The following is a 16524-nucleotide window of genomic DNA, read 5'->3' as shown; positions in this document are numbered from 1 at the left end:
CTTTAATTTATTTATGAAAAAAGGTGGAGTTTGAATAATGTAATATCCAAATCATAAGGTATGAAATGTTTTCAAGAATCCACAATAACCCTTCCAGTAAAAAAATTCGCAATAATGCGGAAGTATGTAGCGACCCCTTACAGCAAAGCAAAAAAGAACAATTTGTATTAAATGTTTCGTTATTTTTTGCAGTCATTTTAGCTATTTTTGGGATATTCTATGGTTTATATATTGGTTCTAAGGCAATTATTTTTGATGGATTTGTGGCATTTTTAAGCGTTGCTTTAATTATGCTTAGCGTCGTAACCTCAAAATATATTTTTAAAGAAGATGATGATATTTTTCAGTATGGCTATACGCGATTTGAACCTATGGTGAATGTTTTTAAAAGTTTAATTTTACTTTTAGTTTGCCTCTATGCATTAATCAATGGAGTACATGGAATTCTTGAAGGAGGATATCGTGTTGAATTTGGTGGTGCAATGGTTTATTCTTTTTTTTCTATGATTCTTTGTATTGTAATTTGGGTTTATACAAATCGTTGTGGAAAACATTTGCAATCCCCATTAATCAGTGTAGATAGTCTGGAGTGGCTTATCGATAGTGTATTATATTTAGGTGGATTCGTTGCATTTGGTGCAATTTACCTATTAGATGAAGAGAATGTCAGTGTATGGGCTCTTTATGTCGACCCTGCATTAGTAATTGTCCTAGCAATTATTCTTGCAAGTATGCCACTTAAGGTATTCATTCAGAACCTTGCTGATTTAGCAATGGTTGCTCCAAAAGAAATGGATGATAAAATTGATCACATTTTACAAGAAATAGCCCAAAAATATCGCTTTAAAAATTACGACACTCATGTGGCAAAAAGTGGACGGTTTTATATGGTTGAGGTTAATATTTTGCTTGATAGTCATCGCGGCATCCAAACAGTAGATGATATGGACCGTATTCGCGATGAAATTGAACAAGGGCTAGAACTCCCTAGTTATAAAATATGGCTCTCTGTGAGTTTTACAAAAGACCCAAAATGGCTATGAAAATATAGATTCCTTGTTGAAGTCGACATCTATACCCTAATATCAAGGGTATCTTGTTGCATGGAACGTCTCTCTTGTATAGGAATACTTGATTCTTTAATCCGCCCATCTTCGATAGTTAGCTTACGATTTAACACCTTTTTCAGAATGCTTCTTTCATATTTTGTATCCCTACCTTGTGATTCCAAATGTTCAAAATAAGCTTCCTCCTTTTGGTGCTGTTCCTGTCTAAAATAATCTTGCGGACTAGCCGCTTGAACACTTTTAGCAATACTCCAACCGCCATAACTACTATCAAGATTCACAAAAAATCCCGAAGATTCCAAGGAAGTATTTTTTTGATCTTTATATATTTGTGCTTCAAAAACTCGCATATCTGCTTCAATCCTTGCTGAAAACTCGGAATCCCGTGCCATCTTTTGCAAAATACCTGCTGGCAACATAAAATGGTTGTTCCCTGATGATTCAAATAAACTAGATGAAGAGGGAATTTGAACAGAAATATTCAATGAAGGAAAGCGTGACTTGAGTCCTTGAAGATACTCTGCAGCTTGAGAAGTTGTTTTTTGTTGTAAACCAGCTGTATAGCTCTGTATCGCTTTGTTAAGTGAAGCTTTCATTTGCTCTCCTTTCTATTTTATTCATTTATAATAGAAATTTAGCAAATAGTATTCCAATCTAAAAAATTATTCAATCCTAAACTGAACACTATCGTGATGACCACTTTCACTAATAATAAATAGACGATGAAAGCCTTTAGATAGGGAAAGCTTAAATGTTTCTTGGTGTGTTTGTGTCAATAAATTTCCATCTAAAAACCAAAAAATATTTTCTTTTTTTAGATTAGCAATCCGAACAATAAGTTCTTTTTTACCACTAAAATCCTTAGGTAAGGTAATTTTGATATTGGGAGGTGGATAGATAAAACGAGGTGTTCTTTTTTCCTGCTTGCGTAAAAAATGTGCAATATCCACCCTTTCTTGCAAATAAAAATTCAAGATTGGTGTAGGGAGGTTAAGACGCAAAATTTGGTGAGATTCTAAAAATCTCGAATCACTTGAGAGAGCCTCTGTACCATCATCATAAATCCAATACGAATTTAAAAAGGGAGAAGTTTTAAGAATCTTTGTACCAACCGGAGCAATTTGTTCTTCTGCCTGAATCAAAGCACCTTCTCCCATCTTTTTTGCTTCAAAGCCATTTTTAAGAAGTTTATTTTTATTTTTAATTAACTGAAACATCTCATCACTAAGCCGATAATGTGTTAAGTTATCTGTAAGAATACTACGCATAGAATTTGGCGGTAAGCTAAAGGCATTTTGTTGTGGTAAAAGTTTTAAAACCTCAAAAAACCAAACTCCAGCACTTTTTGCACCGCTTAAATTTGGGCTTCCTGCTCCATTAAAATTACCTGCCCATACAACAAGAGTATACTGCGGAGAAACACCCGCTGCCCACGCATCTTTTTGCCCCCAACTTGTTCCACTTTTCCATGAAAAGAGGTTTTTTGTTTTATAAAAATTTTCTTCCCCATAACGTTCTAATTGGCTTAGATCCTGCAAGGTAAGATACGCACTCCCTTTTTGAATTAGCTGAAAACCACCCGATACAGGCTTTTTTATATTATAAGTTAAATCACTAAAATATCCATAATTACCAAGCCCAACAAAAATTTTAGCAATATCCAATGGTGTAAATTCTTTTGTCCCAAGAATCAACGACAACCCATAACGTTGAGGATTATCTTCCTCAAATTGAATGATTTTCTTCAAAATATAATAAAATTTTTCAACACTATATTCATTAAGCAAAGTAACAAAAGGTACATTCAAAGAACGGATAAGGGCTTGCCTTGCAGGAACAAGCCCACGATAGTGGTGATTAGCGTTATGTGGATTAAAATTTTTAAAAAACAAAGGTATGTCAGGAACTAAAGAATTAGGTAACAATAAACCTTCATCAATACTTAAAGCATATAAAAGTGGCTTTAAGACACTACCTACACTGCGTTTTGCACGCACTCCATCAATCTGTCCCAAACCTTGAATATCAAAAAAATCTTGCGAACCAATATAAGCTAGAATCTCCTTAGTTTCTGTGCTTGCAAGGAGAAGGCTTAGGTTATGTATGCCCTCTTTTCGGATTCTTTGCTGATAAGACTTTGCACTTTTTTCAAGTCGCATTTGTAGAGACTTATCAATAGTGCTATAAAAAAAATATTCTTCTGGTTCGCCCTCTGCTATCATTCGTAAAGCAAGATGGGGTGCAATATTATGGTGAATCTTAGGTGTAGGAATAGGTTCAGCTTGTGCAATTTGTAAAATATCTTCCCCAAATTCACCTTTTTCATAAAGTTTTTGCAAAAGTAAGTTGCGTTTTTGTTGCAACAAATGGCGATTTGTGGTGAGATTAATCAATCCTGGTGCATTTGGTAAAACCGCAAGTAAGGCAGCCTCACTCCATGTAAGTGTTTCAGGTGTTTTTTGAAAATAAAACAAAGCTGCACTTGCAACCCCCACAATATTTCCACCATAAGGAGCATTATTAAAGTAAAGATTTAAAATCTCATCTTTTGTATAAAGTTGTTCCAGCCTCAATGCCTCAATACTTTCAATAAATTTATGATAATAATTGCGTGGATTACGTTGAAGAAGCTTAATAACTTGCATACTAATTGTACTTGCACCCTGTTTTTTATGGTAAAAAAGATTATTTTTTAATGTGCGTCCGATTGCAAGTAAATCAATACCGTGATGTGTATAAAAATTTTTATCTTCATAAAGTATTAAGGCTGTTTTTAATTTTTCAGAAATGGGGGTATAAAGAGCTAAGTGCCATTGCTCTTCATCATTTAAAAATAAACTTAGAATCTGATTATTGCGGTCAAGAACTGCCCTTGAATAACGTTGAGAGAAAGGGTCGCTGGAAGGATTAAAACTCCAAAAAACTATATTAAAAATAATAAATATACAAATAAAAACAATCGCCCCCACCCAAAGAATGGGTCTAACAAAAAAGCTGAAAGGCATTATTGCGGAAGAACTTCCACAGGAATTTCTGCAACAGAACCTTGAATATTATGATTATACATCGCCTCCGCAAAAGCTGGAGGAAGAATGTAACTACCGGGTGTAACAGTGTTTATTTTCACCCAAACAACTTTTTTATCATATATATTATCAAAAAACCACATAATCTTATCATCACGAATATCTACATAAGTAACATCACGACTTTGGGATTCTTTCACAAAAGAAGGTAGAGAATCATCATTTAAACGCGTATTTTCAATTTCCCACCCACTAGGCAACCCTTGTGTTAAGGCAATATGAGTAAACTCACTCATATTGTTATCATTTGTAAGCACAAATCGAATCCAAAAACTTGTCGATGATTTGAGTTGTTTTAATTCAGAAATAGGCAGGGCACTACCATCTTCTTTCCAAAAGCTCTGTGCCAATCCTAATCCACCCTTATAAATTGGGTTTAACTTTTCCTTAGTAATTCCCTCCCAAATATAATTCACATAGATCGGTTGTTTTCCTGCATTCTGAATCTTTGCTTCTCCTGAATCTAAACGATAACTTTCAAGTGGGTTCTTGAGTGTATTTTGTGTTCCATTCACCGACACACTCCCTTGCAAACCTTCCTTGCTACCCTCTTGCTCTAACATAGCAAAGCTAAGCAACAAATAACTCGTTGTTTGGGTAGAAAGCCAACTCTCACTCTCTAAAATCGCTTTTAAATCTTGATAAAGAGCTTTTGGCGTATCCTTATAGATACTATGGTAAATTTGCAAGATAATCGCCCTATTGCGGGTATTACTACCATAGCTACCAATATTGTATTGACTATCATCATCAGGTTGTTGTGAAAGATTCTTTGTGATTGTTTTTGCAATATCTTCGTATCCTAGCAACTGATATGCCCCAGCCAAAAACCATTTATCAACCACATTTAAAGAATCAAGCTGATTTTCATAAAGCTCATTCATAAAACTCATCTGCCCTTTACCTGCTAAAGCAAGCAAATAAACGGAATAAGCTTTATAAGGAGAATCTTCATTTCTTAATTGACTTGTTTGGTAATCCACCCAACGTAAAAATAAAGAATCTGGTACATAAAACCCAACTTTTTTTGCTAAAATCATAAAATGCCCTGCATAATTGCTACCCCACATATTAGAATCACTTTGCCCTTGCCAATAGGCAAAGCCACCATCACCTGTCTGAAAACTTTGCAACTTTGCTATTGCTGCACGAATATTTTCTGCAATACGTTCTTTATTAATAAAATCAGCGTGACTAAGTTTATCCATAAATAATTGTGGCAATACAGCCGAAGTCGTTTGCTCTATACAACCATAAGGATACTGAATAAGAAATCTTAAGCGGTGATCAAGCATCAAAATTGGATATGAAGAAACAATTAAATGCCCCTCATTGGAATGTTTAATAAAATCTGTTGGACTTAAAATCGTTGTGTTTTCCCCTGCCTGAATGACAGTGCTTTGTGTTTTTGTAACATAAGGATTGATGGCTTTAATATCAATTTCTGTCTTGTCTGTTAGGGTAGAACCTTTTTGCATAAGCGTAAGAACAATTTCTTCTGTGCCAATGCTTTCTTGTACCTTACCTTTAAAATTCAATATTTGAGACCTTCTACCTTCAAATCTTGTTTGCAGTTCTGTTTGCTCAAAAACAATTTTTTCTCCACTGCGAATCTGGAGCGTAACCTTACCTACATCATCTTGTGTTGGAATTAGTTCAATAGGCAAACTAAAAGAATCTCCAACTTTTAAGGAACGAGGAATTGTAGGTAACATCACAACAGGTGCATTTACAATCACTTCTTTTTGTGCACTCCCAAAAAGTTCTTGCTGACTAGCAACAACCATCACACGCAACTTGCCCATATAATTTGGAATATCAAAGCGAAACGTCGCCTCTCCATTCTCATCACTTGTTGTGGGTGAAATAAAGAATGCTACAGGTTTGAATCTCTCCGCATTTTCATCACCTTTTTGCTTTGCAAAATATGCTTCCTCTCCCCCCGCCTTGAAAACCTTGGACACTTCGCCTAATCTTTTTTTTATAATTAAATCATATAAATCATAAGTTTCTATACCTAAGCTTTGTTTTGCAAAGAAATAATCCCATGCATTAGGGGTTTTAAACGCATTTAAAGCAAGTAAACCTTCATCAACAACAGCTAACGAAAATCCAAATTTTTCCTTCTTAGGGTTTTTAATAACAACTTCTAATGTTGAATCAGGGAGAATTTCATCTTTAGCTAGAATTTGTAAATTCAACTTCGTATTTTCATCAACAACATTCAAAGGAACAACTCCATACAAACGCAAAGGACGATCGTTTTCACTACTGGTTTGATAATTCTGCAATAAAGACACACTTACATAAGCATTAGGTAGCATTTCTTGAGTGATAGGAATATTTAATTCTGTTTGGTCGCCTATTGTATCTATCCAATAACGTTGCAAAATCTCACCTTGCGAACTAATACTCACTAAAGCTTTTGCACCTTTTGCACTTTCAAAATATACTTTTGCTTCTTCACCTAATTGATATTCTTCCTTATCCGCAGTAATTTTCAAAGAAATAATTTTATTTTCCTGTGTAGGTTCCCCCCAACTACTTACATAAAAATTTGTTCCTGTACTACTTTTGCTTGCAATATCTGTGAATTCAATAAAAATTTCTCCCGTTTCTGAGGGCGTATAAGTAAAAAATATGGGCTGATCTTTAGAAGTAAGCTCTCCTTCCGCTATTAACTGACTATTGCGATCACTTTTAAATGCGGCTATAAAGCTACTGTATGAGCTATAATCCCACCACCACGAGTAGCGATTATGATAAATCTTATAGCTGATTTTTCTCCCTGCAACCGGTGTATCATCAGCTGAAAGCACGACGACAGGCAGAGACAATGGGCTATTTTGTTGAATATAACGCGAATTGGGTTCTTGCACTCCCACAAAATGGTCATAGAGTTGAATAGAGATTGATTTACGTGCTGAAACTCCTCTACCCCCCCTTTCAAAAACCTGTGTGAGAATTTTCGCCTCAAGGTTAGAGTTAGCCCTTTCAAGTGAATTCAACTGAAATGAAGAATGTGCATCACCATTTTCATCTAATGTTCCTTTCTGGGACTCTTCTGCATTGTAATTATAACTTGTAGGGTTCTCAAAACGATAATCTGGATATTTCTTGCTATGAAAAATACTTGGTATTACTGACAAACTAGAACGATAGTCTAAATTCGATGCAGGAGCACCAAAAAGATACTTAGAGTGGATTTGATAAGCTAAAGTGTTCTCTTGTTCTGACAACTTTAATGTATCTTGGGCATCTAACTCAACAGCAATGCGGTATGGAACAATAGTTTCAATAGGAATTGTTTTATTAAAGTTTTCTGTATCACCAATTTTAACATTCACATTCCACAGTCCAGTAGGAGCATTCTGTGGAATTTCAATGGTATGGTTATAGAATCCAAATTCATTACTCTGTTTTAAAGGTAAATCGACAAGCGTTTCTTTGCCGCGTGGATTTGTAAGTGTCAAAAGAATGGGTAACTCAGCAGGTAAAAGCGAGTTTTTATTTCTCGCGATAAGGCTTAGATGAATACTCTCACCCGGTCGATAAACGCCTCTATCCGTATATAAAAATGCACGTATATCTTGAGGAGAGATTCCACCAACATCAAAACCATCATTGCTAAGAGGAGCTGAAAGCTTTAAGGCACTGACATCTTCATTACGTTGGGTAAAAAGATAATAAATATCCTTACTGGGTAAAATCACATCGCCTGCATTGTTAGTTGTAGCTTTTGCAATAAGCTGATTACGCGAATTATAAGCTTCAATTTCTACACCTGGAATAGGTTTGTTACTTGTAATGTCTAAAAGTGTAGCATAAAGTTTATCTTTACTGCGTTGGGCAAGAATAGACATATCTGTAAATACTAAATGCTTACCAACGCGTCCTTGTTTTATGAAGTAATTACGAATTTTCCATTTTTCCATGCTGGAAGGAAATTGATAAGAGATGCTTTCTTGCTTAAAGGAAAGCTCAACAACAAAAATTCCTTTTTTGTTTTTAATTGAGGTAAGGTCAATTTCGTTTTGTTGCCATTGGTTTTGCACATTTTGAATATCAAAATCTCCCTCAAAAACTGTATCGCCTAAGCGAGACAGCCTACTTGTAATATCATAGCCTGAATAACGACTACCTCCAATTAAATCTTGGTCATAGAAGAATTGTGTTAGATTATTCAAATAAATCTGACTCACACGAACATGCACCTGATTCACATTTAATGTCTTAAAGGCAATTTTATGTTGATGATTTGCAGGCAACAGAGCTCCCTCATTAGAAAAAGCAATTTGTGGCGGTAAATCTGTGAAACTAAATTTTTGCGTTACATTTTCCTTCAATTTTTCGCCCTGTAAACCTTTGATTCCTGCAAGAATATCAAGATTATAGGTCGTACCAATTTTAAAATCTCCATTGAGAATAATTTTATTACCAACGCTCGAAATTTTGAGTGTTGTTTCTGGAGAAATGCGGAGATAATTTTCAAGATTTTGTATATCTATTGGTTGCGAAAAATATAATTCAATTGCAGGTACAGAATTCCTCACTTGTAAGTTTAAGAAATTTAAAGATGAATTTCGATGAAGCGTAACATCGTACTCAAGATTCTCTTCTAATCCTAATTTTTGAGCATCAAATTTCAAACGATAAACTAAATCCTGCGAATAGGAAGAAGTTTGCAAATCCGAAATCACACGATACTTTCCACCCGCTAATGTTTCTAATGTGAAAGGAACTACCTCATTTTGGGGTGATTGGATAGAAATTCCACTCTGAATGTCCATAATTGGCACGGCAACTTCAAATTCTACCTGCAAAAAAGCAATAGTGGGGTCACTTTCGCTAAAAACAAATTCATTTTGACTAAGACTAAATTCATTTTTTGGTGTTGTAAGTGTTGTTTGCATTTGTGCAAGAGGCTTTGACTGGGTTATTTTGCTAATAGATGCCAAATCAAGAGTTATCTTATAATCCTGATTAGGTATCAGAGGATCTTTAAGATAGATTCTCAACGTATCGGACTGAACCCACGCGTATTTACCTTGAGGGGATACTTTAGAACCCTTATGTTCAAGTACAAGAATGTCTTTGACATCATAAAGGGTATTAATATTTTGTTCAGCAACAGGTTCTTTCAATACAATTTCTAACAAGTTAGAATCAATTTGCTTCACAGAATTTACCTCTATTTCAGAGGAACAAGCAACAAAAAGAATCGCAAAGACAAAGCCAAAAAAAACCCTCAAAAACAAAATCTTCGACATTATTGACACTCCCTCAAGATATTCTTCAATTATTCGGATTTAGTCCCTTTCTTTGATGGCGGATTAATGACAATACCTAGAATTTCATCACCTTGTTCTAAAGAATTTAATACTTTGTAACTTGGTCGCTCATTGGGTAAAATGCGTCCAAAAATCGTATGTTCACCATCAAGATGAGGCTGGTCATCAAAGCAGATAAAAAACTGGCTACCTCCAGTGTCCTTACCTGCATGTGCCATTGATAATGTACCTCTTTTGTGTTTATGAGGATTATTTGCTGTTTCGCAAGGAATACGGTAATTAGGACCTCCTGTGCCATTTCCTTTAGGGCAACCACCTTGTGCAACAAAACCCGGTATAATTCTATGGAAAGTTAAATTATTGTAAAATCCACTTTGTGCAAGAGAAACGAAGTTTGCAACCGTATTGGGAGCATCAAGAGGAAAAAGTCTGAGTCTTATATCGCCTTTGGAAGTTTTAATAAGAGCTTCTTTGAAGCTTTCAAGTTCTTCCTCCGCAACATCAAAAATCTTAAGTTCAGTCGTTTCCTTCATCGCATTTTCCTTTGTGTTTAAAATAAACTAAAGTGAAAATCTAACAAAATAACTTTAAAAAAGAGGTTAAAGATGTTCAATAAAACATTGTGTTTTCTTTTATTGTTTTCTGTGTATTTATTTTCAGAACCACAATTTCGGCTATTTGACAGTGTTCTTATCGAGAGTGATTTTAATGGGCAACCACCAAAAGATAGCTATGGCGTATGGCTTGAGGGAGGATATATCTTAGGCTCTGAAGCTTCCTTGTTTATAGAAGAAGAATGGGCAAGGAGCGCAAGAATCAAGATTCTTGATGCGGTCGGAATGCCACTTATTTATTTTGCTACACTAGAGCCTTATGCGGTGGATAGGGACCAAAAAATTGTTTTATTCAAAATTGCTTCTTTTACAGACCCTTATGGTAATCCAACAGAAATGAATCGGTTTCATTTAGAAACACTCCAAAAACGCGGAATGAGTTTTATCCCCAGGGAGGATACAGCAAGACGTTCAAAGTCCTATAAAAAAGTGCCTATAGGTGGCGGTTTTATTCCTGCATCCGCTATTCCAAAAGCAAGGGGTAAAGGTGCATTCTATCTTGCTAACCAAGAACCTACAAGCCAGAGTATATTATACTATCCTTATGCGAAAAAAGGTAATATTAAGATTACACGTAGCCAATTAGCGGTTTATCTGAAAGAATATCATAAGATTCCACCGGATCTTGTATTTTATACAACGCAAAAAAAAGCAGGTACACCAAAGGTTATTGATGTAAGCAGTGAATTAAAGAATGTTGCAAAAGAAGCAAAGAAAGAAAAAAATATTACGGGTGTTGTTGCGATTTCAAGCCTTTCTAACCTCTACCCTTCTAATCCTATAGGAGCACCCGTGTGGGATACTAAAGGGAACTTTGAAGGTATCACAATTGCTTCACGCCCAAAAGATAACCTAATGTTGACAAATGGGCGTGTCTTTGCATTTTTTTGTGCGATTGCAACAAATGCTGGATACGAAGAACCTTTACGTAAACGCATTTTAAAGGCATGTCCTGCAAGCTTTAAGCAGGGACTAAAATAGACTGAAGCAAAAGTATGTTAAAATCGTGAGTTTAGAGTTTTATTGAAGGTGTTAAGAATGTCAATAGAAGAATCGATTCAAGATATAAAAATTAAGGAATCTGTAGAAGAGAGTTATCTTGAATATTCCATGAGTGTAATTATTGGACGTGCCTTGCCTGATGCACGCGATGGGCTCAAGCCTGTCCATCGCAGAATTCTCTATGCAATGCATGAGTTAGGTATGGGAAGTCGTTCAGCTTATAAAAAAAGTGCAAGAATTGTGGGTGATGTTATCGGAAAATACCATCCACATGGAGATACCGCTGTTTATGACGCCCTTGTGAGAATGGCACAAGATTTCTCTATGCGTCTACAACTTATTGATGGACAAGGAAACTTTGGCTCAATCGATGGCGACCGTGCGGCTGCAATGCGTTATACAGAGGCAAAAATGACTGCTGTCAGTGAGGAAATTTTACGCGATATCGAAAAAGGAACAGTTGAATTTATCCCAAATTATGATGCTAGTCAAAAAGAACCCGAAGTTTTACCAAGTCGTATTCCTAATTTACTTGTCAATGGTTCAAACGGGATCGCAGTGGGAATGGCAACAAATATTCCTCCTCATCGTTTAAGTGAAATCGTTGATGCCTTGCTACACTTGATTGACAACAAAGAAGCAAGTTTGTCTGACATACTAGAATTTATACAAGGGCCAGACTTTCCTACAGGTGGTATTATTTATGGTAAAGGTGGCATTAGAGAAGCTTATGAGACAGGGCGAGGAAGAATCAAAATACGTGCAAAAACGCATATTGAGAAAAGTAAAACAAAAGATATGATTGTTATTGATGAATTACCCTATCAAGTAAATAAAGCAAATCTGGTCAAACAAATTGCAGAATTAGCAAAAGAAAAAGTGATTGATGGGATTTCAGAAGTTCGTGATGAAAGCGATCGTGAGGGCATTCGTGTTGTGATTGAACTCAAGAAAGAAGCAATGAGTGAAATTGTCTTGAACCATCTTTTTAAATCCACTCCAATGGAAGATACTTTTGGAATTATTTTATTAGCAATTTGCGATAAACGTCCAAAGATTTTCACCCTTTTGGAACTGTTACATTTCTTTATTTTTCACCGCAAGAATGTTGTGATTCGTCGCATTATTTTTGAATTAGAAAAAGCGAGAGCAAGGGCACATATACTAGAGGGTTTAAGAATCGCACTTGAACATATCGATAAAATCATAGAGCTGATTAAAAAAAGTAAAGATACGAAGGATGCAAACAATCAGCTTATACAACACTATCAATTAAGTGAAACTCAAGCCCAAGCAATTTTGGAAATGCGTTTGCAACGTCTAAGTGGATTAGAAAGAACAAAAATTCAAGAAGAATATAAGCGCCTTCTAGAAGAAATTGCACACCTAGACGCAATTTTAAAAAGTGAAGATAAACTCAATGAAGTCATCAAAGAGGAATTGCTAGAAGTTAGAGAAAAATTTTATGATGAACGACGTACGATAATTGAGGAAGACTATGACAGCATCGATATAGAAGATTTAATTCCTAATGAAAGTGTTGTTGTTACAATGAGTCATCGTGGTTATGTTAAACGTGTCCCCTTACGTTCTTATGAAAAACAGAATCGTGGTGGCAAAGGCAAGGTAAGCGGTAATACACACGAAGATGATTTTATTGAAAGTTTCTTTGTATCTGATACTCATGACACAATTTTGTTTATCACAGACCGTGGTCAACTCTATTGGCTAAAAGTCTACAAGATTCCAGAAGCGGGAAGAACGGCAATTGGAAAAGCAGTTGTAAATCTCATTAAACTTGAAGCGGGTGAAAAAATTATGGCAACAATCACCACAAAAGATTTCAATGAAGATAAATCTCTTGCATTTTTTACCAAAAAAGGATTAATTAAACGCACTAATCTTAGTGAATTTAAGAATGTCCGATCTATCGGTATACGTGCAATTAGCCTAGATGAAGATGACGAGATTGTTACAGCAAAGATCATTCAGAATTACAGCTTGATTGAACCAGCAAATCTATCTGCACCTCAACAAATTCTTGTTGTAACTTATAAAGGAATGTGCGTACGATTCTTAACCGATGAAGTTCGGGAAGTAGGACGAAACGCAAGGGGTGTAACAGCGATTCGTTTTAAAGAGGAAAATGACTATGTCATCGGTGCTGCCGTGATTAATTCTGAAAATGAAGAGGTTCTAAGTGTTAGCGAAAAGGGTATCGGCAAACGTACAGAAGTGAGTGAGTATCGTATGACAAAACGTGGCGGAAAGGGCGTGATAGCTATGAAGCTTACACAAAAAACCGGACAGCTTGTCGGCATTGTTAGTGTTGATGAAAGTATGGATTTAATGGTACTCACAGGAAATGGTAAAATGATTCGTGTTGATATGCACAGTATTCGCAAGGCAGGGCGAAATACGAGTGGCGTTATTATCGTAAACGTACAGGATGAATGGGTTGTATCGATAGCAAAATGCCCCAAAGAAGAAAAAGAAGATGAGCAAGACTAGGAATGAAAGCATTTTTAGGCATTTTGCTTTTGAGTGTCACCCTATTTGGAGATGAGAGATTCTATCTTTTTTCGTATCGTGTTGCTGTGCGAAATGGAATGTTAATTAATGAAAATTACAATATTTCAAGAAGTATGGTTATACCAAAGCATTTTGTTGTTAAAGCAAGTTGTGAGATTGGTGAACCTCTTGATGATAAGACAATCCATTATCGCCTTAAAAACTCAAAAGAAGAAATGCTGATATGTATGATGAGGAATGGGATTCAGCTAAGAGATGATACGATGGCTTTGAATCTTATGGGACGCTCAACAACCGCTTTATGGATTCCACCTGTGCTGATTCGAGCAGAGGAAATTGGTGGTTATGCCGTTGTAGAAATTTTAGAAACAAGGGAGTGAAAATGAAAATAGCAATTATAGAAGATGATATCAATATGAGAAAGGGGCTAGAAATCGCCCTTAGTGAATATCCAGAATTCCAGATTATTTCTTTTAAAAATGCAAAAGATGCCTTAAAAAAGCTTGATGATTCTTATGAGTTAATTGTAACGGATATTAATATGCCTGGAATGGACGGTATTGAATTCTTAGAACATCTCAATGGAAAATATGAAGCAATTATCATTACAGGAAACGCAACACTCAACAAAGCAGTTGAATCTATCCGTTTGGGTGTAAAGGATTTCTTAATTAAACCATTTGAGATTGAAACTCTTGTTCAAGCCATTAAACGTTCTGCAAAAGTACAAAAAGTACAAAGCGAACAACAACAAAATCATATCACTGCCACAAAAAAAGAAGAGGGTTCAGCAGGGAATTTTATTGCTGTTTCACCAGCATTTGAAAAGGTTTTAAAGATTGTTAGCAAAGCAGCAACAACAGATGCTTCCATCTTACTTTTAGGAGAGAGCGGAGTGGGCAAGGAGGTTTTAGCACAACATATCCATCAATCTTCAACGCGTGCAAAAGCACCATTTATTGCAATTAATATGGCAGCAATTCCAGATAATCTTTTAGAATCTGAATTGTTTGGTTACGAGAAAGGTGCTTTCACAGACGCAACAGAAGGTAGGGCAGGAAAATTTGAAGCAGCAAATGGTGGTACAATTTTTTTAGATGAAATTGGTGAAATGCCTTTAGCCTTGCAGGCAAAAATTTTAAGAGTTTTACAAGAAAAAGAAGTGGTACGTTTAGGAAGCTCTAAACCAATTAAGGTTGAATTTCGTATTGTTTCAGCAACAAATGCAAACATTCAAGAAAAAATTAAACGGCAGGAGTTCCGTGAGGATTTGTTTTTTCGCCTCCAGACTATTCCTGTCAATATTCCTCCTTTGCGTGAAAGAAAAGAGGAAATTATCCCTATTTGCGAATGGAAACTTTCTGAGGTGTGTGAACAATATGGTTTTCCGCTAAAAAAAATCAGCCAAAAAGCACAAACGGATTTATTAAATTATGCTTGGTATGGAAATATCCGAGAATTACTTTCAGTTATTGAGCGAGCGGTAATTTTAAGTGAAAACACAGAAATTTTAAGCGAAGATTTGTTTTTAAATAGTCGTGAGGGTAAGGGTGAAAGAGTTGAAGACTTGGAAAAAGATTTAATTATTGAAGTTTTAGCAGCTGTTAATAACGAATTAGATAAAGCAGCAAAAATGTTGAGTTTATCTGAAAAGGCATTACAAGAGAAAATTCAAAAGTATAAAATTCACATATAGGGGGATACGATGAAAAAATATGTTGTAGCAGTTGTTGGAGCAACAGGAGCGGTGGGCGAAGAGTTGTTTTCTCTCTTAGAGGAGAGGAATTTCCCTGTTCATGAGATTATACCACTAGCCAGCACAAGAAGTATTGGGCGAAGTGTACAATTTAAAGGTAAGGAAATTGCGGTAGTAGAACTCACCGAAGAAGTGTTTAAAAAGATGGGTGTTGAAATTGCTTTTTTTAGTGCAGGGGGTAGTGTGAGCGAAAAATATGCTCCTTTCGCCACAAAAGCGGGTGCTGTCGTAATTGATAACACAAGCTTTTTTCGTATGAATCCCGATGTACCTTTGGTTGTTCCAGAAGTTAACCCAGAAGATATTGCATTATGGAAAAAAACAGGGATTATTTCAAATCCAAATTGCTCTACAATTCAGATGGTGCAGGTTCTGAAGCCTCTTCACGACGCATTTAAAATCACGCGCGTTGATGTCAGCACTTATCAAGCTGTAAGTGGGGCAGGAAAAAAGGGAATGGAGGAACTTGTTACACAAATGCGTCATTTTTTTGATTTTACACTAAAAGATTGTAATCCAAAAGCATTTGCTCATCAAATTGCACTGAATGTCATTCCACATATTGATATTTTTATGGACAACGGGTACACAAAAGAAGAAATGAAAATGATTAAAGAAACAGCTAAGATTATGCATAGCGACTTTCCAATCAGTGCAACCTGCGTTCGTGTCCCAGTCTTACGCAGTCATAGTGAATCTTTGAGTATCCATTTTGAGACAACACCATCCGTAAAAGAGATTCATTCTGTTCTTTCTCAAGCACCTTCTGTCGTGCTTATTGACGACCCTAACCAACACCAATATCCTATGCCAATTATTGCAACAGATACAGACCAAACCTATGTTGGGCGTGTACGTAAAGATGTCTTTGATTCACATATCGCACATTTATGGTGCGTCGCAGACCAAATTCGTGTTGGTGCTGCAACAAATGCTATTCGCATTGCAGAATCTTTTATTCAATCTTAAAACAATAATTTAGGGTAGCTAAAGAGTTACTCTAAATTATTCTTGAAATATTTTTCATTCACTGCACATATTAAAAATCTCAACACAAACTTAACACTTTTTTCATATTTCTTTGACAACCCTACTATATCATTACATTAATCAAATTGAATTCATTCTGTTTGATAAAAAACTCAAGGAGCTAAAAATGAAAAAGTTGTTATCGGT

Annotated in this window: 10 protein-coding genes; 6 read left to right on the top strand and 4 right to left on the bottom strand. The window is 35.7% G+C overall.

Annotation, left to right across the window (positions count from 1 at the left end):
* Window positions 1-65: 65 nt before the first annotated feature.
* Window positions 66-1043 (top strand): cation diffusion facilitator family transporter, encoded by a 978-nt coding sequence (locus tag CCZ01_RS07450; RefSeq protein WP_112052594.1) that lies wholly within the window; start codon window positions 66-68, stop codon window positions 1041-1043.
* A 29-nt stretch (window positions 1044-1072) separates the two neighbouring features.
* Here CCZ01_RS07450 and CCZ01_RS07445 read toward each other — a convergent pair whose 3' ends face one another.
* The 4 genes from CCZ01_RS07445 to CCZ01_RS07430 all read right to left on the bottom strand — a co-directional run bounded on the left by CCZ01_RS07445 (window position 1073) and on the right by CCZ01_RS07430 (window position 9977).
* Entirely contained in the window at window positions 1073-1663 is a 591-nt protein-coding gene (locus CCZ01_RS07445) for a DUF6033 family protein (RefSeq protein ID WP_112052593.1), read from the bottom strand.
* Window positions 1664-1729: 66 nt separating this feature from the next.
* Window positions 1730-4072: a penicillin-binding protein 1C gene (gene pbpC / locus CCZ01_RS07440; protein WP_112052592.1), complete on the bottom strand. Its 2343-nt coding sequence runs from the start codon at window positions 4070-4072 to the stop codon at window positions 1730-1732.
* Window positions 4072-9423, bottom strand: coding sequence for an MG2 domain-containing protein (locus tag CCZ01_RS07435; RefSeq protein ID WP_112052591.1), 5352 nt, complete (start codon window positions 9421-9423; stop codon window positions 4072-4074). Before CCZ01_RS07435 ends, pbpC begins: the two co-directional genes overlap by 1 nt.
* Before the next feature lie 29 nt (window positions 9424-9452).
* Window positions 9453-9977: a peptidylprolyl isomerase gene (locus CCZ01_RS07430; protein WP_112052590.1), complete on the bottom strand. Its 525-nt coding sequence runs from the start codon at window positions 9975-9977 to the stop codon at window positions 9453-9455.
* A gap of 72 nt (window positions 9978-10049) precedes the next feature.
* Between CCZ01_RS07430 and CCZ01_RS07425 the strand changes: the two genes are divergently transcribed.
* From CCZ01_RS07425 to CCZ01_RS07405, 5 genes are read left to right on the top strand one after another with little or no spacing between them, the layout of a single operon-like run.
* The gene (locus CCZ01_RS07425; RefSeq protein WP_112052589.1) at window positions 10050-11039 is read left to right on the top strand and encodes a hypothetical protein; all 990 of its coding nucleotides are present in this window, start codon (window positions 10050-10052) and stop codon (window positions 11037-11039) included.
* 57 nt (window positions 11040-11096) lie between these two features.
* Complete coding sequence (gene gyrA / locus CCZ01_RS07420) at window positions 11097-13571, top strand: DNA topoisomerase (ATP-hydrolyzing) subunit A (RefSeq protein ID WP_112052588.1); 2475 nt, start codon at window positions 11097-11099, stop codon at window positions 13569-13571.
* Window positions 13572-13573: 2 nt separating this feature from the next.
* Window positions 13574-13972: a hypothetical protein gene (locus CCZ01_RS07415; RefSeq protein ID WP_112052587.1), complete on the top strand. Its 399-nt coding sequence runs from the start codon at window positions 13574-13576 to the stop codon at window positions 13970-13972.
* A gap of 2 nt (window positions 13973-13974) precedes the next feature.
* Complete coding sequence (locus tag CCZ01_RS07410) at window positions 13975-15288, top strand: sigma-54-dependent transcriptional regulator (protein ID WP_112052586.1); 1314 nt, start codon at window positions 13975-13977, stop codon at window positions 15286-15288.
* A 9-nt stretch (window positions 15289-15297) separates the two neighbouring features.
* The gene (locus CCZ01_RS07405; RefSeq protein WP_112052585.1) at window positions 15298-16317 is read left to right on the top strand and encodes an aspartate-semialdehyde dehydrogenase; all 1020 of its coding nucleotides are present in this window, start codon (window positions 15298-15300) and stop codon (window positions 16315-16317) included.
* The last annotated feature ends 207 nt before the right edge of the window (window positions 16318-16524 follow it).

Source organism: Helicobacter monodelphidis (genome assembly GCF_003288845.1).
In the GTDB taxonomy this organism is placed as follows: domain Bacteria; phylum Campylobacterota; class Campylobacteria; order Campylobacterales; family Helicobacteraceae; genus NHYN01.
This window is presented reverse-complemented; position numbering and strand designations above follow the sequence as displayed.